The 18,650-nt window shown below is 68.4% G+C and carries 17 protein-coding genes; 8 read left to right on the top strand and 9 right to left on the bottom strand.

Features of this window, described 5'->3' with window-relative positions; translation table 11 throughout:
- Nucleotides 1-65 precede the first annotated feature (65 nt).
- Entirely contained in the window at nucleotides 66-404 is a 339-nt protein-coding gene (locus AC1DYK_RS04545) for an IS110 family transposase (RefSeq protein WP_478165172.1), read from the top strand.
- A gap of 221 nt (nucleotides 405-625) precedes the next feature.
- Nucleotides 626-1,009: a glutaredoxin domain-containing protein gene (locus AC1DYK_RS04540; RefSeq protein WP_478165171.1), complete on the top strand. Its 384-nt coding sequence runs from the start codon at nucleotides 626-628 to the stop codon at nucleotides 1,007-1,009.
- 2 nt (nucleotides 1,010-1,011) lie between these two features.
- Here AC1DYK_RS04540 and AC1DYK_RS04535 read toward each other — a convergent pair whose 3' ends face one another.
- The 8 genes from AC1DYK_RS04535 to AC1DYK_RS04500 form a co-directional block, all read right to left on the bottom strand.
- Entirely contained in the window at nucleotides 1,012-2,316 is a 1,305-nt protein-coding gene (locus tag AC1DYK_RS04535) for an NAD(P)/FAD-dependent oxidoreductase (protein WP_478165170.1), read from the bottom strand.
- Nucleotides 2,313-3,944, bottom strand: a complete 1,632-nt coding sequence (locus AC1DYK_RS04530) for a GMC family oxidoreductase (protein WP_478165169.1) — start codon at nucleotides 3,942-3,944, stop codon at nucleotides 2,313-2,315. Before AC1DYK_RS04530 ends, AC1DYK_RS04535 begins: the two co-directional genes overlap by 4 nt.
- A 25-nt stretch (nucleotides 3,945-3,969) precedes the next feature.
- Entirely contained in the window at nucleotides 3,970-4,791 is an 822-nt protein-coding gene (locus AC1DYK_RS04525) for an ABC transporter permease (RefSeq protein ID WP_478165168.1), read from the bottom strand.
- Entirely contained in the window at nucleotides 4,788-5,720 is a 933-nt protein-coding gene (locus tag AC1DYK_RS04520; protein WP_478165167.1) for an ABC transporter permease, read from the bottom strand. Before AC1DYK_RS04520 ends, AC1DYK_RS04525 begins: the two co-directional genes overlap by 4 nt.
- Complete coding sequence (locus AC1DYK_RS04515) at nucleotides 5,717-6,811, bottom strand: ABC transporter ATP-binding protein (protein ID WP_478165166.1); 1,095 nt, start codon at nucleotides 6,809-6,811, stop codon at nucleotides 5,717-5,719. The genes AC1DYK_RS04520 and AC1DYK_RS04515 overlap by 4 nt, the downstream gene beginning before the upstream one ends.
- Nucleotides 6,812-6,894: 83 nt before the next feature.
- Nucleotides 6,895-7,962 (bottom strand): ABC transporter substrate-binding protein, encoded by a 1,068-nt coding sequence (locus tag AC1DYK_RS04510; protein WP_478165165.1) that lies wholly within the window; start codon nucleotides 7,960-7,962, stop codon nucleotides 6,895-6,897.
- A 115-nt stretch (nucleotides 7,963-8,077) separates the two neighbouring features.
- A complete protein-coding gene (locus tag AC1DYK_RS04505) occupies nucleotides 8,078-9,574 on the bottom strand; it encodes an aldehyde dehydrogenase family protein (RefSeq protein ID WP_478165164.1) in 1,497 nt (498 codons plus the stop codon).
- Nucleotides 9,571-10,677: a mandelate racemase/muconate lactonizing enzyme family protein gene (locus tag AC1DYK_RS04500; RefSeq protein ID WP_478165163.1), complete on the bottom strand. Its 1,107-nt coding sequence runs from the start codon at nucleotides 10,675-10,677 to the stop codon at nucleotides 9,571-9,573. Before AC1DYK_RS04500 ends, AC1DYK_RS04505 begins: the two co-directional genes overlap by 4 nt.
- A gap of 119 nt (nucleotides 10,678-10,796) precedes the next feature.
- Here AC1DYK_RS04500 and pdxR point away from each other — a divergent pair, with 119 nt between their 5' ends.
- The 5 genes from pdxR (at nucleotide 10,797) to AC1DYK_RS04475 (ending at nucleotide 16,329) form a co-directional block, all read left to right on the top strand.
- The gene (gene pdxR, locus AC1DYK_RS04495; RefSeq protein WP_478165162.1) at nucleotides 10,797-12,317 is read left to right on the top strand and encodes a MocR-like pyridoxine biosynthesis transcription factor PdxR; all 1,521 of its coding nucleotides are present in this window, start codon (nucleotides 10,797-10,799) and stop codon (nucleotides 12,315-12,317) included.
- A 71-nt stretch (nucleotides 12,318-12,388) separates the two neighbouring features.
- On the top strand, nucleotides 12,389-12,781 hold the full coding sequence (locus tag AC1DYK_RS04490) for a nuclear transport factor 2 family protein (protein WP_478165161.1): 393 nt from the start codon (nucleotides 12,389-12,391) through the stop codon (nucleotides 12,779-12,781).
- A gap of 23 nt (nucleotides 12,782-12,804) precedes the next feature.
- The gene (locus AC1DYK_RS04485; protein ID WP_478165160.1) at nucleotides 12,805-13,749 is read left to right on the top strand and encodes an AraC-like ligand-binding domain-containing protein; all 945 of its coding nucleotides are present in this window, start codon (nucleotides 12,805-12,807) and stop codon (nucleotides 13,747-13,749) included.
- 133 nt (nucleotides 13,750-13,882) lie between these two features.
- Nucleotides 13,883-15,046, top strand: a complete 1,164-nt coding sequence (locus AC1DYK_RS04480; RefSeq protein WP_478165159.1) for a serine hydrolase domain-containing protein — start codon at nucleotides 13,883-13,885, stop codon at nucleotides 15,044-15,046.
- Between the two features lie 131 nt (nucleotides 15,047-15,177).
- Entirely contained in the window at nucleotides 15,178-16,329 is a 1,152-nt protein-coding gene (locus tag AC1DYK_RS04475; protein ID WP_478165311.1) for a pyridoxal-phosphate-dependent aminotransferase family protein, read from the top strand.
- Nucleotides 16,330-16,345: 16 nt separating this feature from the next.
- On the opposite strand, the gene AC1DYK_RS04470 is transcribed toward AC1DYK_RS04475, so the two are convergent.
- Complete coding sequence (locus AC1DYK_RS04470) at nucleotides 16,346-17,668, bottom strand: lytic murein transglycosylase (protein WP_478165158.1); 1,323 nt, start codon at nucleotides 17,666-17,668, stop codon at nucleotides 16,346-16,348.
- A 208-nt stretch (nucleotides 17,669-17,876) separates the two neighbouring features.
- On the opposite strand from AC1DYK_RS04470, the gene AC1DYK_RS04465 reads away from it, so the two are divergent.
- Nucleotides 17,877-18,650: a ferredoxin--NADP reductase gene (locus AC1DYK_RS04465; RefSeq protein ID WP_478165157.1), complete on the top strand. Its 774-nt coding sequence runs from the start codon at nucleotides 17,877-17,879 to the stop codon at nucleotides 18,648-18,650.

Raw genomic sequence — 18,650 nt, 5'->3', positions numbered from 1 at the left:
GGTTGCGTCCAACAACGCAGAGCTACATGCTGTGACTTGCGTCGTCAGCAACAAGGAGACCGGCCATGCAAGAGCGTAGCAAGATTCACGTGGGTTTGGACGTCCACAAGGACAGCATCAGCGTGGCGGCGGCCGAGCCAGGTCGAGCGCCCGGGCGCTTGATCGGCAAGGTCACGCATGACGTAAACAAGCTGCTGAAGGTGTTGGCGAAGGTCGGTACCGCGGAGCAATTGCACATCGTGTACGAGGCTGGACCGACAGGGTTCGGACTGCAGCGTGCGCTGAAGGCCAAGGGCTACACCTGCGAGATCATTGCCCCATCGCAGATCCCGCGGCGCCCAGGCGATCGAGTCAAGACCGATGGGCGTGACAGCGTGCAGTGCCGGGCAGGAATTCGCCGTTGAGGATCAATTCGCGCAGTTTGAGGAGCACGAGCTCCGCTTGAGTAATCATGAAAGACGCCAGATCAGGTTCGTTCGATCGGCGAGCTTATTACGCATTCCGTCGCCATGGGGTCGGGCGCAAGATTATCGGCAGCGGATGGGGTAGCGCAGAATCGGCCGCGCCCCCGAGGGCCAGGCGATCCGCAACGGATCCCGTCTTCGCAACCCAGAGAAAGTCACCGATGTCCCGTCCCGTCCTCGACGAAGCCCACATTCATCCCGCCATCCGCACCCGGCTGGCCGAGAACCGCCAGGCCATCGTGCGCGAGGTCATGGAGGCGATCGAGGCCAACGACATCGTGGTAGTCGGCATGGCGATGAATCCGTTTCCAAGGAAGGCGCGCAAGATCCTCGAGCAGGCGAAGCAACCGTTTTTCTACCTCGAGTACGGCAGCTATCTGAGCCGATGGCGCGAGCGCAACGCACTCAAGATGTGGACCGGCTGGCCGACCATCCCGATGGTGTTCGTCAGGGGTGTGCTGATCGGCGGATCGACCGAGCTGCAGAAACTGGTCGACAGCGGCGAGCTGACGACCCTGCTCGGGCGCGGCGCCGCGGCCGGCTGATATCAGATGGGCCGGCGGTCGCGCCAGCGGTAGTAGAGCACCGACGGCGCCAGAAACCAGGGGTTTCCGCGGTACAGCGGCCGGGTCTGGAAGGCCAGGCCGTCGAGCGCGGTGCGCCCTTCGGCGAGGCCCAGCACCTGCTGGCCCACGCGCATGCCGAAATAGCTCGAGGTGCCGACGCCGGCGCCGCAATAGCCCATCGCGTAGTGCATGCCCTCGTGCTTGCCGACATGCATCAGCTCGTCGAAGGTGTAGGCCACGAAGCCGCACCACGAATGGCTGATGCGCGTGCCCGCGAGTTCGGGGAACACCTTCACCATGTCGGCGTGCAGCCTGGGCGCGCTGGCGCGCGGGTCGGTTTCCTGGTGCGAGACGCGGCCGCCGAACAGGATGCGCTTGCGGTCCGGCGAGGCCCGGTAGTAGTAGACGACCTTGCGCGTGTCGCTGACGATCCGGTTCTTCGGGATCAGGCGGTCCATCAGGCCCGGCGGCAGTTCCTCGGTCGCGATCATGTAGCTGCCGATGGGGATCACGCGGCGCTGCAGCCAGGGCGTGGCGGCGCCGGTGTAGCCATTGGTGGCCACCACCACGTCGCGCGCCAGCACGGCGCCGCGAGCGGTATGCACGAGAAAGCGCTCGCCCTGCCTTTCGATGCGCGCCACCGGCGTGCGCGGCGCCACCTGCACGCCGGCAGCCAGCGCGCGCTCCAGCAGGCCCTGGTGATAGCGCGCGGGGTGCACCGAGCAATGCTGCGTGTACACCGCCCCGCCCCAGTACGCGTCGGAGCCGAGCTCGCGGCGTTGTTCGGCCCGCGGCACCATGTGGGCGTCGACCTCCAGGCCCCAGGGCTGCTCGCCGACCCTGCGGGCCAGGGCCTCGTACTGCGCGGCGTTGTGCGCCGCATGGAAGCGGCCGACGGCGCCGAAGTCGCAGTCGATCTGTTCGCGGCGGATGAAGTCGCCGATGAAGGCCAGCGAGCGCTGCCCTTCTTTCAGGATCTCGAAGGCCCGCGTCGTGCCGTGCCGGCGCGCCAGCAGGTCGAAGCCGGGCTTGATGCTGGTCGACACCTGGCCGCCGTTGCGCGTGCTGCAGCCCCAGCCGGCCTCCTCCGCGTCGAGCACCAGGGTCGAACGCTGGCCGCGCGCGGTCTGCAACGCCGCATGCAGGCCGGTGTAGCCGGCACCGACGACCGCCACGTCCACCGTGCCGGGCAGCGCCGATTCGGCAATCGCCGGACGCGGCACGTCGTCCCACCAATAGGGCGCCAGCTTGCAATCGGCCAGGAGATCGGTGGCAGCGTGGTTCATCGAAGGCTCTGTTCCTCGTGATCGGCCAGCACCCCGGCGGCGGCCTTCTCGGCCAGCATGAGGGTCGGCGCATTGGTGTTGCCCGAGGGCAGCGTCGGAAATGCGGAGGCATCGATCACGCGCAGCCGCTGCACGCCGTGCACCTGCAGGTGGCGATCGACGACCGAATCCAGCGGATCGGGCCCCATGCGGCAGGTGCCCACCGGATGAAAGACCGTGGAAGCGCGCTGGCGGATGTCTTCGATCATCTGCTCGTGCGAGCGGACCTGGCCTCCCGGCATCAGCTCGCTCTCGATCACCGCGCTCAGGGCCGGCGTGGCCGCCAGCCTGCGCAGGAACAGGGTCGCCTCGAGCATGTCTCGGCGGTCGCTCTCGGTGTCCAGCGAACAGGGCGTGATGACGGGCGCCGCCAGCGGGTCGGGCCCCTGCAGCCGCAGATGGCCCCGGCTGGTCGGCTTGCACGGCTGGGCACCGAGCAGGAAGCCGGGATAGGGGTCGGGGCGCATCAGCTCGCGCTTGCCGGCACGGGCCCGCAGATAGCTCAACGGAGAAAAATAGAGCTGCAGATTGGGCCGGTCCAGCCCGGGGCGCGAGCGCACGAAGCCCCCGCCCTGGTTCACGCTGAGCGCCAGCGGCCCGCTTCGGGCCGCCAGGTAGCGCAGGCCCGCCCAGAGCTTGGCCCCCCAGGGCCCGAGCTCGGTGTTGAGGGTCGGCACGCGCGAGCGGTAGAGATGGTCGATGCACAGGTGGTCCTGCAGGTTCCGCCCTACCGCGGGCCGGTCGGCCACGACGGGCAGGCCGTGCGCCTGCAGTTGCGCGGCCGGGCCGATGCCCGACAGCAGGAGCAGCTGCGGGGAGTTGATCGCGCCCGCCGAGAGGATGACCTCGCGCCGCGCACGAACCTCATGCGCCTGGCCGCCCATCAGGTAGCGCACGCCGCAGGCCTGCGTGCCGGAGAAGAGGATGCGCGTCGCCTGCGCACCGGTTCGCACGGTCAGCGCGGCGCGCTTCATCGCCGGATGCAGGTAGGCCGTGCTGGCCGATTCGCGCAGCCCGTTGCGGGTCGTGATCTGGTAGGTGCCGACGCCCTCGATGCTGGCGCCGTTGAGGTCGCCGTTGAGCGCCAGGCCGAGCTCCGAGCCGGCGCGCAGATAGGCCTGGCACAGCGGATGAACCGCGTGCGTGACGTCGCTGACATGCAGCGGCCCGCCGACACCTCGCCAGGCGCTGGGGCCATGGTCGCTGTCTTCGAGCTTCTTGAACCAAGGCAGCACGTCGTCCCAGCCCCAGCCGGCGTTCCCCATGCCGGCCCACTCGTCGAAGTCGGCCGGCTGGCCGCGCACGAACACCATCGCATTGATGCTGCTGGAGCCCCCGAGCACCTTGCCGCGCGGCCAGTAGCCTTCGCGCCCGGCCAGGCCGGCATCGGGCGCGGTGCCGTACATCCAGTTGACTGAGGGGTTGTAGAACGAGCTGCCGTAGCCGATCGGCACCTTGAGCCAGAAGCGCCGGTCGCTGCCGCCGGCCTCCAGCAGCAGCACGGTATGGCGCCCCGAGGCCGTGAGGCGATTGGCCAGCACGCAGCCCGCCGAGCCCGCGCCGATGACGATGAAGTCGAATTCCGTCACGAAGCGATGGCGCCTTCAGTGCGCATCAAACGCGCTTTCCCACGAACTGCGTGAACACCAGCAGCAGCGAGGTCACGGCGATGATCAGCGTGGAGATGGCGCCGATGGTCGGGTCGACCTGGTCGCGCAGCGCATTGAACATGTTGCGCGTCAGGGTCGAGTGGTCGCCGCCCGAGACGAACAGCGACACAATGACCTCGTCGAACGACGTGAGGAAGGCCAGCACGGCCGCGGTCACCACGCTGAAGCGGATCTGCGGCAGGGTCACCAGCCAGAAGGCCCGGGCGCGCGAGGCGCCCAGGCTGCGCGCCACCAGTTCCTGGTTCAGGTCGAAGGACTTCAGCGCCGACGCGACGACCATCATCACCACCGGCACCGCCAGCATGCTGTGCGCGAGCGCCAGGCCCAGCAGGGTGTTGACCATCTTGAGCTTCACGTAGGCGTAGAACACGCCGATGCCGATCAGGATCACCGGCACGACCATCGGCGTCAGCAGCAGCATCGTCATCGGCCCCGCGAAGCGCCAGCGCGAGGCGTGCAGGCCATAGGCCGCCATCGTGCCGAGCGGCGTCGCCACCAGCGTGGTCAGCGCGGCCGCCTTGAGCGAGGTGGCGGTCGCCTGCATCCAGGACGACGAGGCGAAGTAGCTCGCGTACCAGCGGATGGACCATTCGCGCGGCGGAAACTCCAGGTACTGCGAAGCCGAGAACGACATCGGGATCACGATCAGGGTCGGAATCACCAGGAACAGCATCACGAGCGCCGCCAGCGCGTAGAGCCACAGGCGCTGGCCGCGGGTGACCTGGGTCTGCGTGACGGGATGCCTGAGCCAGTCGGGCACGCTCATCGCACCTCCTGCCCGCCGAGCAAACCGCGCGCGCCCATCAGCCTGGACGCGGCCAGGATCACCGCCACCGTGAGCACCAGCAGCACCACGCCCAGCGCGCTGGCCGCGCCCCAGTTGAAGAACACCTCGATGTCGTTGGCGATGCGGCTCGACACCATGATCACCTTGCCCCCGCCGAGCACGGCCGGCGTGATGTAGAAGCCCAGGCACAGGATGAAGACGATCACGGCGCCGCTGGTCAGCCCGGGCAGCGACAGCGGCAGGAACACCAGCCAGAAGCTGCGTGCCGGCGAGGCGCCCAGGTTGGCCGCGGCCTTGAGGTAGTCGCGGTCGATGGCGCGCATGCCCGAGTACAGCGGAAGAATGAGAAACGGCAGCATCACGTGCACGGTGCCGATCAGCGTGCCGGTCAGGTTGTGCACCAGCGCCAGCGGCTCGTCCCACCAGCCCAGCGCGATGCCCCAGCCATTGACCAGGCCCTTGCGCTGCAGCAGCACCAGCCAGGCATAGGTGCGCACCAGCAGCGAGGTCCACAGCGGCAGCAGCACCGCGATCATGCAGAGGTTGGCCGCGCGCCGCGGCAGCTCCGACAGGCAGTAGGCCAGCGGATAGCCGATCAGCATGCACAGGCCGGTGGTCATCAGGCTGACCTGGAAAGTGGTGGCGAAGGTGCGCCAGTACGAGGGCTGCTCCCACATCCGCTGGTAGTGCTCGAAGCTCCACTGGCCGTCGTCCGACAACAGCGACAGGTAGAACAGCCAGCCCACCGGCGCCAGCATGGTGACGGCGATCAGCAGCAATGCCGGCGCCACCAGCCCCAGCAGCCCGAGGCGTTCCCATTGCGCGACGCGGCGCAGCGCTTGCGCGTTCGGCGTCGCGATGGGCTGCGCGTGGGTCTGCCCGGCATGCGCCGCGGTCAACGCCGTCATGCCGCCGAACCTTCGGCCGGCAGCAGCACGGTGTCCTGCGGACTCAGGCCCAGCCGCACCGCGGCGCCCGGCTCCGGTGCGGCCTTGCCCGTGCCGTGCGTGGCATGCCGCAGCCAGACCATCGTGCCGCCGTCCAGTGCCACATGCAACAGGGCGCTGTCGCCCTGGTAGACCTGCGCGACCAGCCGGCCGTCGAAGACATTGAGCCCGTCGGGGGCCTGCACCGGCCCCGCGTCCAGCAGCCGCAGCCGCTCGGGCCGCAACATCAGCAGCCGCGCGCCATCGACGCCCGGATGCTCGGCGGCGCGCAGCGTGCGCTCGGCCAGCCGCACGTGACCCTGCACCACCGTCACCGGCACGAAAGTCGATTCACCGATGAACTCGGCCACGAAGCGATGGGCCGGGCGCTCGTAGATCGCACGGGGCGTGTCGAGCTGCACGATGCGGCCGCCATTCACGACCGCGATGCGGTCCGACATGGTGAGCGCCTCGCGCTGGTCGTGGGTCACGTAGACGGTGGTCATGCCGAGCTTGTCGTGCAGTTGCCGCAGCTCGATCTGCATGTGCTCGCGCAGCTGCTTGTCGAGTGCCGACAGCGGCTCGTCCATGAGCATGATGCGCGGCTCGAACACCATGGCCCGTGCCAGGGCCACCCGCTGGCGCTGGCCGCCCGACAACTGGTCGATGCCGCGGGCGCCGAAGCCGCCCAGGCGCACCATGTCGAGCGCCTTCTCCACGCGCTCGGCGCTCTCGCTGCGCGCGACACCGCGCAGCCGCAGCGCAAAGGCCACGTTCTCGGCCACGCTCATGTGCGGGAACAGCGCGTAGTTCTGGAACACCATGCCGACACCCCGCTTGTGCGGGGGCGTGGTGATCATCTCGGCATCGCCGAACTTCAGGCTCCCGTGGTCGGGCCGGGTGAAGCCGGCCAGCACGGTCAGCAGGGTGGTCTTGCCCGACCCGGAAGGCCCCAGCAGCGTGAGGAACTCGCCGCTGCGAATGTCCAGGTCGACATGGTCCAGTGCGAAGACATTGCCGTACTTCTTGGTCACCTGCCGCATCGAGATCGGCAGCGACGAATTGCGCACCATGCATCAACCTGCTTTCTGGAAGAGAAGTCTCCGCCCGTCGGGCGGGCCCCTGGTCGAGTATCGCGGAGCCGAGGCCGCAAGCGCTATTCGGTGAGCATGTTCTGGTACAGCTGCGCCGCCCGGGCCTCGTTCTTCAGGTACCAGCCGGCGTCGAGCAGCATCTGCTTCGAAACATTGTCCGGATAAGTAGGCAGTCCCCTGGCCACGACCGGATCGATCGCGCTGCCTTCGAAGGCCTTCTTGTTTGTGGGCCCGTAGTTGATGAATTTCACCAGCTCGGCCTGGTACTGCGGCTTGCCGATCTCGTTTAGGAACTTCATGGCCAGCGCCTGGTTCGGCGCCCCCTTGGGCACGGCATAGCAGTCGACATCCAGGATCGCCTGGTTGTAGCCGTACTTGACCTTGCCGCCGTCCTTGATGACGCCGTCGAAGCGGCCGTTCCAGCCGGTCACCATGTCGACCTCGCCGTCCTTCATCAGCTGCGCGTGCTGCGCACCCGACGACCACCAGACGGCGATGTGGGGCTTGAGCTCCTTGATCTTCTTGAGGGCGCGCTCGATGCCGCCCGGGGCGGACAGCACTTCGTAGACCTTCTCGGGCGGCACGCCGTCGGCCATCAGCGCCGGTTCGAGCGAGCCCGCCACGGCGTTGCGGTAAGAGCGCTTGCCGGGGAATTTCTTCACGTCCCAGAAGTCGGCCCAGGTCTGCGGCTGCGGACGGCCGTCCGGATAGGTCTTGGTGTTGAACGCGAACACGTTCGAGAACACCGTGCCGCCGACGCAGAACTCCGACGCCAGGCCGGGACCGAAGGTCGAGACGTCCACTGTCTTGTAGTCGATCGGCTCCAGCAGGCCTTCGGCACCGGCGCGCGCGGCGCTGCCCGCGCCGCTGCCGACGATGTCCCAGGTCACGGCGCCGGCCTTGGCTTTCAGGCGCAGGTCGGCGATGCCGGTGTAGGTTTCTTCCTTGAGCGTGATGCCCAGGGCCTTGGCAGCGGGCGCCCACTTGGCCTTCATCTGCGCTTCCTGGAAGGCGCCGCCGAAGGACACGATGGTCAGTTGCTGCTGCGCGGCGGCCGGGTGCGCCAGCAACGCGCCCATCACGGCCAGCGCTCCCAGCGTCAGGCGCCTGCGAATCAAAGGGCTCTTCATTGCTTCACTCCTTGTCGGTCGATCTTGCACGGTGTTCCCCCATCGTGGCGCAGTCTAGAAACCGGGTGGTCGGCCGGACAGTGCCATTCTCGAAACTTCGCCATACCAGTTCCATTCAGGAAATCCTGGCCGCCACGGACTTGATCCGGCTGTAGCTGCGCAAGGCTTCCAGGCCTTTTTCGCGGCCGAAGCCCGATCGCCTGTTGCCGCCGAACGGCACCGCGATGCTCCCCGCGAAATACTCGTTGATGAAGATCTGCCCGGCATCGATGTCGCGTGCCAATTGGTGCGCTGCCGCAAAACTGCGCGTGTAGACGCCGGCGACCAGGCCGTAGGCCGTGCCGTTGGCCAATGCCACCGCCTGCGCCAGGTCGTCGAACACCTGCACCGCCAGCACCGGGCCGAAGATCTCGTGCTGCACCGCCTCGTCCAGCGCGGGCACGTCGTCGAGGATGGTGGGCGGGTAGAACCAGCCGCGTCCGGTCTGCGGATCGGCGCAGGCCTGCCCGCCCGTGCGCACCCTGACGCCGCGCTCGCGGGCCCGGTTCACGTAGCCCGCGATCCTGTCGCGGTGCGCCAGCGAACTCACCGGCCCCATGCCGCAGTCGCGCAGGCCGTGCCCCAACGGCATGGCCTGCGCGCGCGCCTGCAGCCGGTCGACGAAGGCCTCGTGGATCTCGCGCGCGATCACCAGGCGCGAGCCCGCCGAGCAGATCTGCCCCGCGTTCTCGTAGATCGCGCCCAGCACGCCTTCGATCGCCTGCTCGATGTCGCAATCGGCCAGCACGACGACCGGCGACTTGCCGCCCAGTTCGAGCACCAGCCGCGTGACGTGCGGCGCCGCCGCCTGCATCACGTCGATGCCGGTCGCGACCGAGCCGGTGAAGCTGATGTGCTGCACGCCCGGATGCCGGACCAGTGCCGCGCCGGCTGCCGCACCGGTGCCGGTGACCACATTGCAGACTCCCGCCGGCAGCCCGGCCAGCGCGCACAGCTCGGCCAGCATCAGCGCGGTCAGCGGCGTCTGCTCGGCTGGCTTGGCCACCACCGTGCAGCCGGCCGCCAGCGCCGGCGCAATGCCGCGCGCCGCCGTCGACAGCGGGTAGTTCCACGGGATGATGTGGGCCGTCACGCCGGCCGGTTCGTTGAGCGTGAAAGCCAGATGGTCGGTGCCCAGCGGGATGCTGTCGCCCTGGTGCTTGTCGCAGGCCCCCGCGTAGTACTCGAAGGTGGCGGCGGCGCCGGCCACGTCGCCCAGCGCCTCGGACAGCCGCTTGCCGGAGTCCAGGGTCTCGGCCACGGCCAGCCGGTTGGCCGAGGCGCGGATGCGCCCGGCGATGCGCCACAGCAGCCGGCCGCGCTCGGCCGGCGTCATGGATCGCCAAGGCCCGCGCAGGGCCGCCTGTGCGGCGCGCACCGCGGCGTCCACATCGTCGGCATCGCCGGCCGCGAAGGAGGCGAAGGCCTCGCCGGTCCCCGGGTCGAAGGTCTCCATGCGCCCACCGCGGGCCGCGGGGACGAAGCGGCCGTCGATGAAGTGCTCACCGGGCAGGTCGGCGATGCAGCCGGTGGCCTGTGCCTCGCGCACCAGCGCCTGGAGCCCGGCGTTCACGCGGCGCGCTCCGACACCTGGTAGCGCGACCGCGCCAGCCATTCGGGATCGATCTCCACACCCCAGCCGGGTTCGTCGGGGACCGTGACGTGCCCGTCGCGCACCTCGTACGGCGCGTGCACGAACAGCCCCTCCTGCCACGGGTAGTAGTCCGGGCCCTCGATCGAATACTCCAGGTACTTGCCGGCGTTGGGTATCGCCCGCAGCAGGTGCATCGTGAACACCGTGACCATCGACAGGTTGGCGCTGTGCGGCGTGCACGGCAGGCCCGCCTGCGCCGCCATCGCAGCGACGCGCAGGGTCCGCGCGAGGCCGCCGACGTAGCAGACGTCGGGCTGGACGATGTCCACCGTGTGCGTGGCGATCATGTGCTTCCACATCGGCAGGTAGCAGTCCTGTTCGCCGCCGGTGACGTCGAGCTTCAGCGCCTCACGCACCTGCTGCGTCTGCGCGTGCTCCCAGTAGGGACAGGGCTCCTCGAAGTGCTCGATGCCCTGGTCTTCCAGCAGGCGTCCGACCTCGATCGCACGCGCGGGCGAGAAGCCGCTGTTGCCGTCCACCAGCAACGCGGCCGTGTCGCCCAGCGCGCGGCGCATCGTGGGCACGATGGCCTCGGTGCGGCCGGGCCATTCGTCGACGTCGTGCCCGCATTCGGCGCCGACGCGGAACTTGAAGGCGTCGAATCCGTGCGCGTCGCGCAGCCGCAGCATGCGGCGGGCCTCGTCCTCAGGCGTGATGTCGCGCTTCATCGACGAGGCATAGGCGCGCAGCCGGCCGGGCGTGCCGCCCAGCAGCTCGCACACGCTCCGGCCCTCGCGCTTGCCGCGCAGGTCCCACAGCGCCGTGTCGAGGCCGCCGATCGCGCGGTACAGGTAGGCGCAGGGAAACTTGTGTTCGCGCTCGGCGATGCGGTCGACCAGCGCATCCAGGTCCTCCCCGCCCCGCCCCAGCGACCAGGGCGCGACCTGCCGGTGCAGCACCTGCGCGGTGATGTCGGCGTTGTAGGGCGACACCTGGCCCCAGCCCTGCGCGCCGTCTTCCGCGGTCACGCGCACGAAGCCGACATGCAGGTTGCAAAAGGTCTCGATCTTCTGGATCTTCATGAAGCTGGTGCCTGTGCCGGGACTGGAATGGCCAGATGGTCCGCGTGAAGTGGCCTTGGAGACAGGTCCATTCTGATGTTTGGCTGATACCATTTTGAAAACCACAATCAGGAGACGCGATGGTCAAACGTGCCGGCGGATCGCTGCTGCTGTCCTTGCGCATCGACCCCTCGTCCCATCAGCCGGTGAGCACCCGGGTCTGCGTGGCGTTGCGCGAGATGATCCTGACCGGCGGTTTCCAGGCCGGCGACCGCCTGCCGGCCAGCCGCACCCTGGCGCGCGACCTCGGGGTGTCGCGCACGACGGTGATCGAGGTCTTCGACCGGCTCACCGCCGAAGGACTGGTCGAGTCGCGCACCGGTGCCGGCACCTTCGTCAGCGCCGCCCTGGGCGCGAGCCGCCCGATGCCCGCGAGATCGCAGGCCGCGGCCGTCCGGGCAGCGTCGCCGGTGCTGTCGACGGTGATGACGCAGGCGGTGCAGCGCTTCGGCACTCGCCAGCGGCTGCCGCATGTGGCACGCGCCTTCACCACGGCGCTGCCGGCCTTCGACGCCTTCCCGGTCGCGCAGTGGGCGCGCCTGTCCGCCAAGTACCTGCGCGGCGGGCGCGACGAACTGATGGGCTATGGCGACCCGAACGGCTCGCCGCAACTGCGGCGCGCCATCGCCTCGCACCTGCGCGCCAACCGCGGCATCACCTGCGACCCGGAGCAGCTGTTCATCGTCGGCGGCGCCCAGCAGGCGTTTCACCTGATCGGCTCGACGCTGCTGAATCCGGGCGACAAGATCTGGTTCGAGAACCCCGGCGCCATCGGCGCGCGCAACAGCCTGATCGCCACCGGTGCCGAGCTGGTCCCGGTGCCGGTCGACGACGAAGGCCTGTGCGTCGAAGAGGGCCTGCGCCTGGCGCCAAGCTTCCGGCTGGCCTTCGTGACGCCCTCGCACCAGCAGCCGCTGGGCAGCGTGATGAGCCTGGAGCGCCGCTTCGCGCTGCTGCATGCCGCCGAGCGGGCGGGCGCCTGGATCATCGAGGACGACTACGACGGCGAGTTTTTCTTCGGCGGCCGGCCGCTGCCGACGCTCAAGAGCGTGGACACGACCGGTCTGGTGATCTATGTCGGCACCTTCAGCAAATCGCTGTTTCCGGCGCTGCGGCTGGGTTACCTGGTGGCACCGCCGGCCCTGGTCGATACCTTCCGCACGATCATGAGCCACTTCCTGCAGGGCGTGCCGTCGCACACCCAGGCGGTGGTGGCCGAGTTCATCGACGAGGGGCATTTCTCGGCCCATCTGCGCCGCATGCGGCACCTGTACCTGGAACGCTACGAGGCCCTGGCCGAAGCCTGCCAGCGGCGCCTCGCCGGCTTGCTCGACATCGTGCCGACGCACGGCGGCCTGCACACCATCGCACGACTGCCGGCCCACGTGTCGGAGACCGCGGCGGCGCACGACGCCGACCTGCGCCAGGTCAGCACCTCGCCCATCGGCCGCTTCGCGATCACGCCGGTCAGCGACAACGGCCTGGTGCTGGGCTTCGGCAGCGTGCCGGCGGCGGCCGTCGATGCGGGCGTCCGCGTGCTGGGCGAGGTGCTGGAAGCCAAGTCGGGGAAAGGCCGCTCGCGGACCGCCCAGCCCGCGTGAGCGGCGCTTGTCTTTCCGGCCGGTCCGGGGCAGAGTCGCGGCCTCATCCGCATTGTTGGGGGAAACCAATCATGTCATCCAGCCCGATCGCCGCCTGGCATCAACTCGTCAGGGAACGCAACGCGCCAGGCCTCGACGCGCTGCTTGCCGACGAAGCGACTTTCCATTCACCGGTGGTCCACACGCCGCAAGTCGGCAAAGCCATCACGAAGAAGTACCTCGCCGCCGCATTTCAGGTCTTCTTCAACCCCTCGTTCCGCTACGTTCGAGAGCTCACGGGAGAGCGGGACGCGGTGCTCGAGTTCGAGCTCGAGCTGGACGGCATCGGCATCAACGGGGTCGACATGATCAAGTGGAACGACGAAGGCAGGATCACCGAGTTCAAGGTGATGCTGCGACCCCTGAAGGCGGTCAACCTGATCCATCAGAAGATGGCGGCGATGCTGCAGGCGAGCCAGCAGTGAACCTGCGCCTGGAAGGAGGATGCATGCGAGCCTTGCACTTCAGATCCACTGAAGAGGTTGCGCCCGACCAGCGTGCGCGCTATTGGCGAGACTCGGTCCACCAGTCGGTCGTGGAGATGGATCTGGTTCCGACCGAGCCGCATGAATTCTTCGGTCGCATCGAGCTGTGCCCGCTGGCATGCATCGTGCCGTTCCAGGTGCAAGGATCGCCTCAGCGCGTGAGCCGCGATCCCGTGGAGATCGCCCGGGGCGACAAGAACGCCTACTACCTCATCTCGCAGCCTCGTGGCGCGTGGCGCATCCGGCATGCCGGGCACGACCACCTGGTGCAGCCGGGCGAATCGGTCCTTGTCGATTCGCGCATCCCGTACGAATTCGGGTTCGGTGCGGGGCTGGACGATCTGTCCGTGGAGATGCCGATCGGCTGGCTGGAACGCTGGATTCCCGACCCGGCCAGGCTCGTCGGCAGGCCACTCCAGGCCACCGACGGCTGGGGCCTCGCCTTGCGAGGCGCCAAGGAAGCCCTGGTCCCCCGTGCGCTGGCCCGCTTGCCGCTGCCCGACCGACTGGTGGAGGACCAGCTCGGTGCGCTGCTCGCATTGGCCAGCGGCAGCGAGAGGCTCGATGCCAGGGTGCAACGCGGTCCCTTCGAGCGCGGCGTCGACGCGATCCGCGCGCGTCTTTCGGAGCCGGGGCTGGTCGCATCGGACATCGCGCTCGACTGCGGGGTTTCGCTGCGCAGCCTGCACCGTGCCTTCGCGGCGCGCAAGCACACCTTCGCCGGAACGCTGATGCAGGTGCGCATCGACGAGGCCGCCAGGCTGATGGTCGACCGCAGATTCAGGCATCTGACGATTGCCGAGATCGGGCGGCGCTGCGGCTTCCTCGACGGCTCGCACTTTGCGCGCCAGTTCCGGCGCCTGCGCCACGTCGGCCCGCGCGACTTCCGCGCTTCTGCGCGGCCCTGAGGTCCGCGCGACGCCTGTGCGGCTGGCACGAACAGACCCAAACACGGGCACGCAACGGCGCGTTGCGACCGGTTCGCGTTCCTAGACTCCTCGCGTATCGGCCCCGCATCGAGGGCCGTGACACGGAGACAGAATGAACGAACTCGACGACGTGATCCTCAGCGCTGTGGCGCGCGAAGACCTGCCTTTCGCAGTGGCCATGATCGGCAACCGCGATGGCACCGTATGGAGCGGCAGCGCAGGCGAGGCCAACCCGGGCCGCGCTGCCGGGGAAGACACCGTGTTTCGCATCTTCTCGATGACCAAGGCGATCGGTGGCCTGGCCGCGATGCTGCTCGTGGACCGCGGCCGGCTGTCGCTCGACGCCGAGGTCGAATCGTTGCTTCCCGAGTTTGCCCAAATGCGGCTGCTGGAGTCCATCGGCCCGGATGGCCCGGTGTTGCGCAAGCCGGCGCGTCGCGCCACGGTGCGCCAGCTCGCGACGCACACCTCCGGCCTCAGCTACGAGTTCTGGAATCCGCTCATTTCGCGCTACCAGCAGGCCACCGGCTCGCCCGGCATTCTGGCGGGCACCCAGGCGGCGATGTTCTACCCGCTGACCTTCGAGCCCGGCGAGCGCTGGGACTACGGCATCGGCATCGACTGGCTCGGACTCGTCGTGCAGGCCGTCGACGGCCGGCGCATCGACCAGTTCTGTCGTGAGGAGATCCTGGAACCCCTGGGCATGCGCGATACCGCCTTCGAGCCGGACCGGTCCATGGGCGACCGGCTCGCCGGTGTCAAGATCCGCGGCGAGGACGGCCGATTCGCCGACTTTGCGATCTCGCCCCCGCCGAACCCCGAGGTGTACGGCATGGGCCATGCGCTGTACTCCACGGCCGGCGACTACCTCCGCTTTCTGCGCATGGTGCTCAACCACGGCGTGCTCGACGGCCGTCGCCTCCTCAGCGAGAACGGCGTGGCAACGATGCTGTCCAATCACATCGGCGTGCTGCAGGTGCCGCCGCTCAAGACGGCGGCACCGCCGATCAGTGCCGACGTGGACCTGCTGCCCGGTACGCGCAAGACGCACGGCATCGCGTTCATGCGCTTCGAGGATGGCGCGCCCGGCATGCGCGGCCCGGGATCACAGGGGTGGGCCGGTGTGCTCAACACCCACTACTGGATCGATCCCGCGCGTGACATCGCGGCGGTACTGATGACACAGTCACTGCCGTTTGGCGAGCCCCGCTTCCTGGCCGCGTACGAAGCCTTCGAACTTGCGACCTACCGGCACGCGCGCCGGCACCCCGGGTAGACTGCCAGACGCATTCCGCTGCCCGGAATGCATGCGACTCCACCCCAACCTCCACAAGCCAACTCGTGACGTATCTGCCTCCGCCGCACATCAGTCCTCTCGAAAGCATCCTGCCGGACGAACCCTTGTTGATGATGGGCGCCGGCCCCGTGCCGATTCCCCATCGCGTCGCGTATGCGAACTCCATCGTCATCAATCACCTGGGAGAGACCATGAGCAAGGTCATCGAGCAGGTGAAGAACATGGGCCGCTATGTGTTTCAGACCGCCTCGCCGCATGTCCTGGGCGTGGCGGGCCCCGGGTCGGCCGCGATGGAAATGGCCATCACCAATCTGGTGGCGCCGGGCACGACCGTCCTCAGCGTCACCAACGGCTTTTTCAGCCAGCGCATGGCGGAGATGGCACGTCGGGTGGGCGGCCATGTCGACGTCCTCCCGGTCGAGGACAACGCCAGCGCCCGGCCCGCTCAGGTCGAAGCGCGCCTGCGCACCGGCAAGTACGACGTGCTGACCATTGTCCAGGGCGAAACTTCGAATACGGTCCTCAACCGGGAACTGCAGGAAATCGCACGACTCGCCAAGGCGCATGGGTGCCTGGTCATCGTGGATGCCGTGTGCACGCTGAGCACCATGCCGCTCGAGATGGACGACTGGCAGATCGATGCCGTCATCACCGGGGGACAGAAGGGCCTGTCGTCGATCCCGGGCGTTTCGCTGCTTGCGTTTTCCCACAGCGCCTGGGAGGCGATCGAACGGCGACAGGACACCCTGCCGCACTGGTGTCTGGACGCGAAGCTGGCGGACAAGTTCTGGAACCAGAGCTCCTACCACTACACCGCGCCGGTGTCGGGCATCCTCGCGCTGCACGAGGCACTCCGCCTGGTCTGCGCAGAGACCCTGTCCGCCCGCTTCCGGCGCCATCGCGTCTGTTCCGAAGCGCTCCAGTCCGGCATCGAAGCGATGGGCCTGACGCTGCTGGTCGAAGCACCCTCGCGCCTGAACTCGGTGGTGGGCATCAACGTGCCCTCCGCCGTGGCGGCGGACCGCGTCCGGAGCCACATGTCGAGCACGCACAAGGTGGAGATTTCAGGGTCGTTCGGACTCAACATTCTGCGCATCGGGCAGATGGGCGAGCAATGCAGGGAACACCATCTCTTTCGCACCCTGCATGCGCTGGGGCTGAGCATGGAGGCCAACGGCGCATCTCTCAATGTCCCTGCCGGGATGGCTGCGTTGGAGCGAAAACTCTCGGAACGCGGCGACAGGCCGGCGGGTGCGCTGTAGCCGGAACCCGCATGCCCTAAGGCTCACGCAAGCGCTGCAGCACGGCCGCGCTCGGGTAGCCGTCCGCGGGCAGGCCGACACTGCGCTGATACCGGCGAATCCCGTCGCGGGTCGCCGGCCCCATCATGCCGTCGGGCGTGCCGGCGGCGAAGCCGCGCTGGTTCAAGGCGGTCTGAAGCTCCAGCAGCTCAGTGCGTGAAAGCGCCGCCAGATCGCGCGGCCAGGGCGCCTGCACGCCGGGGCCGCCGGTCAGCCGCTGTGAAAGCAGACCGACCGCGAGCGCATAGCTGGTCGAGTTGTTGTAGCGCAGGATCGCGCGGAAATTGGGTCCGACCAGGAAGGCGGGGCCGCGCGCACCCGCGGGCAGCAGGATCGAGCCATCCGCGAAGTCCGGCAACGGCCGGCCGTCCGCGCTTCGCAAGCCCTCGGCGGCCCATTGCGCGCTGGACTGGCGCACGGCAGCGTCAGCACGGCCGTGGTCGAAGCCCGTCGGCAACTGCACCTCCACGCCCCAAGGCTGGCCCGCCTTCCAGCCCGACTTCGAGAGAAAGTTGGCCGTCGAGGCCGTGACGTCGGCCATGCTGCCCCAGATATCGCGCCGGCCGTCCCCGTCGGCATCCACCGCGTAGGCCAGGAAATTCGACGGCAGGAACTGTGTCTGGCCCATGGCACCTGCCCAGGAGCCGATCATGTGATCGCGGTCGATGTCGCCCCGGTCGAGGATCTTCAACGCCGCGAGCAATTCACGGCGCGCCCACTCCTCGCGGCGGCCCTCGAAGCCCAGGGTCGCCAGTGCATCGACGGTCGGGGTGCTGCCATAGTTGCTGCCGTAGTTGCTCTCCATGCCCCAGATGGCGACCACGATGCCGGGCGGCACGGCGTAGCGCGCGGCCGCCGCATCGGCTTCGCCGCGAACCTGCAGCAGCTTGTCCTGGCCCAGCGCGACGCGCTGGGGCGTCACGGTGTTGTCGAGGTAGTCCCAGGCCGTGCGCGTGAATTCGGGCTGGGCGCGATCCAGTTCGACAACGCGCGGCAGGTAGTGCACGTCGTCGAACGCAGCGCGAAGCGTCGCCTCGCTGATGCCCGCTTCGCGCGCGGTGGCGCGAAAGTCCGCGACCCAGCGTCCGAATCCCTGCTGGAGCGTCGCATCGTCCGCGCCCGTGGGCTTCGGGGTCGGGGGCGGCATCGCCGGCCGGGCGGTTGCGGCCGGAGCGGGCGGCGGGTCCGACGCCGGTGCCGTCGATGGCGCGGAGGAGGCGCAGCCCGCCAGGACGGCGGCTGCCAGGGCCGCAGCGCCAAGCGCCTGGATGGGTATCTGCGGAAGTCTGTGTCGGTGCATTCCGTGGATTTTCGCCTGCTGGCGGGTCGGGTGCGCGCGACGATCTCCGTGGCGGTGGCAGACCTTGGCAAATGGCGCGTCCTCGCGGACCCTGGGCAGCTTGCGGTCATTGCACAGTTTGTGTAGCATTCACTCCACTTTGATGTAGCATTCACTACATGAAAGTCGCGCTGCGAGAGGCGCCGCCCCTACCGACGGAGAAGAAACCATGAGTGCTTTCAGCGAAGAACGCGTGCTGAGCGTCCACCACTGGACCGACCGCCTGTTCACTTTCACGACCACCCGCGATCCGGCCCTGCGCTTCTCGAACGGCCACTTCACGATGATCGGCCTGAAGGTCAACGACAAGCCCCTGCTGCGGGCCTACAGCATCGTGAGCCCGAACTACGAGGAACACCTGGAGTTCCTGAGCATCAAGGTCGAGGAAGGTCCGCTGACCTCGAAGCTGCAGCACATCCAGGTCGGCGACACCGTCATCGTCGGCCGCAAGCCGACCGGCACGCTGCTGAYCGACTACACGCTGCCGGGCAAGCGGCTCTACCTGTTCGGCACCGGCACCGGCCTGGCGCCGTTCATGAGCATCATCCGCGACCCCGACACCTACGAGAAGTTCGAGCAGGTCATCCTGGTGCACGGCGTGCGCCAGATCGACGAGCTGGCCTATCACGATCTCGTGACCGACCACCTGCCCCGCCACGAGATCCTTGGCGARCTGATCGAGAAGCAGTTGCTCTACTACCCGACCGTGACGCGCGAGGAGTTCCGCAACATGGGCCGCATCACCGAGCTGATCGAGAGCAACAAGCTCACCGACGACCTCGGCCTGCCGCCGCTCAATGCCGCCGAAGACCGCGTGATGCTGTGCGGCAGCCCGGGCCTGCTGGTCGACCTCAAGCACATCCTCGAGGCGCGCGGCTTCAAGGAAGGCAACACGTCGACGCCGGGCGACTTCGTGGTCGAACGCGCCTTCGCCGAGAAGTAG

Source organism: Variovorax sp. P2_H12, assembly GCF_056403395.1.
This window is presented reverse-complemented; position numbering and strand designations above follow the sequence as displayed.

Bases quoted from the DNA above. Each gene is read 5' to 3' on its own strand.
- pdxR (WP_478165162.1), top strand. From the start codon at position 10,797: ATGGTCAAACGTGCCGGCGGATCGCTGCTGCTGTCCTTGCGCATCGAC.
- AC1DYK_RS04515 (WP_478165166.1), bottom strand. From the start codon at position 6,811: ATGGTGCGCAATTCGTCGCTGCCGATCTCGATGCGGCAGGTGACCAAG.
- AC1DYK_RS04540 (WP_478165171.1), top strand. From the start codon at position 626: ATGTCCCGTCCCGTCCTCGACGAAGCCCACATTCATCCCGCCATCCGC.
- AC1DYK_RS04485 (WP_478165160.1), top strand. From the start codon at position 12,805: ATGCGAGCCTTGCACTTCAGATCCACTGAAGAGGTTGCGCCCGACCAG.
- AC1DYK_RS04525 (WP_478165168.1), bottom strand. From the start codon at position 4,791: ATGAGCGTGCCCGACTGGCTCAGGCATCCCGTCACGCAGACCCAGGTC.
- AC1DYK_RS04520 (WP_478165167.1), bottom strand. From the start codon at position 5,720: ATGACGGCGTTGACCGCGGCGCATGCCGGGCAGACCCACGCGCAGCCC.
- AC1DYK_RS04500 (WP_478165163.1), bottom strand. From the start codon at position 10,677: ATGAAGATCCAGAAGATCGAGACCTTTTGCAACCTGCATGTCGGCTTC.
- AC1DYK_RS04490 (WP_478165161.1), top strand. From the start codon at position 12,389: ATGTCATCCAGCCCGATCGCCGCCTGGCATCAACTCGTCAGGGAACGC.
- AC1DYK_RS04480 (WP_478165159.1), top strand. From the start codon at position 13,883: ATGAACGAACTCGACGACGTGATCCTCAGCGCTGTGGCGCGCGAAGAC.
- AC1DYK_RS04475 (WP_478165311.1), top strand. From the start codon at position 15,178: ATGATGGGCGCCGGCCCCGTGCCGATTCCCCATCGCGTCGCGTATGCG.
- AC1DYK_RS04510 (WP_478165165.1), bottom strand. From the start codon at position 7,962: ATGAAGAGCCCTTTGATTCGCAGGCGCCTGACGCTGGGAGCGCTGGCC.
- AC1DYK_RS04545 (WP_478165172.1), top strand. From the start codon at position 66: ATGCAAGAGCGTAGCAAGATTCACGTGGGTTTGGACGTCCACAAGGAC.
- AC1DYK_RS04535 (WP_478165170.1), bottom strand. From the start codon at position 2,316: ATGAACCACGCTGCCACCGATCTCCTGGCCGATTGCAAGCTGGCGCCC.
- AC1DYK_RS04470 (WP_478165158.1), bottom strand. From the start codon at position 17,668: ATGCACCGACACAGACTTCCGCAGATACCCATCCAGGCGCTTGGCGCT.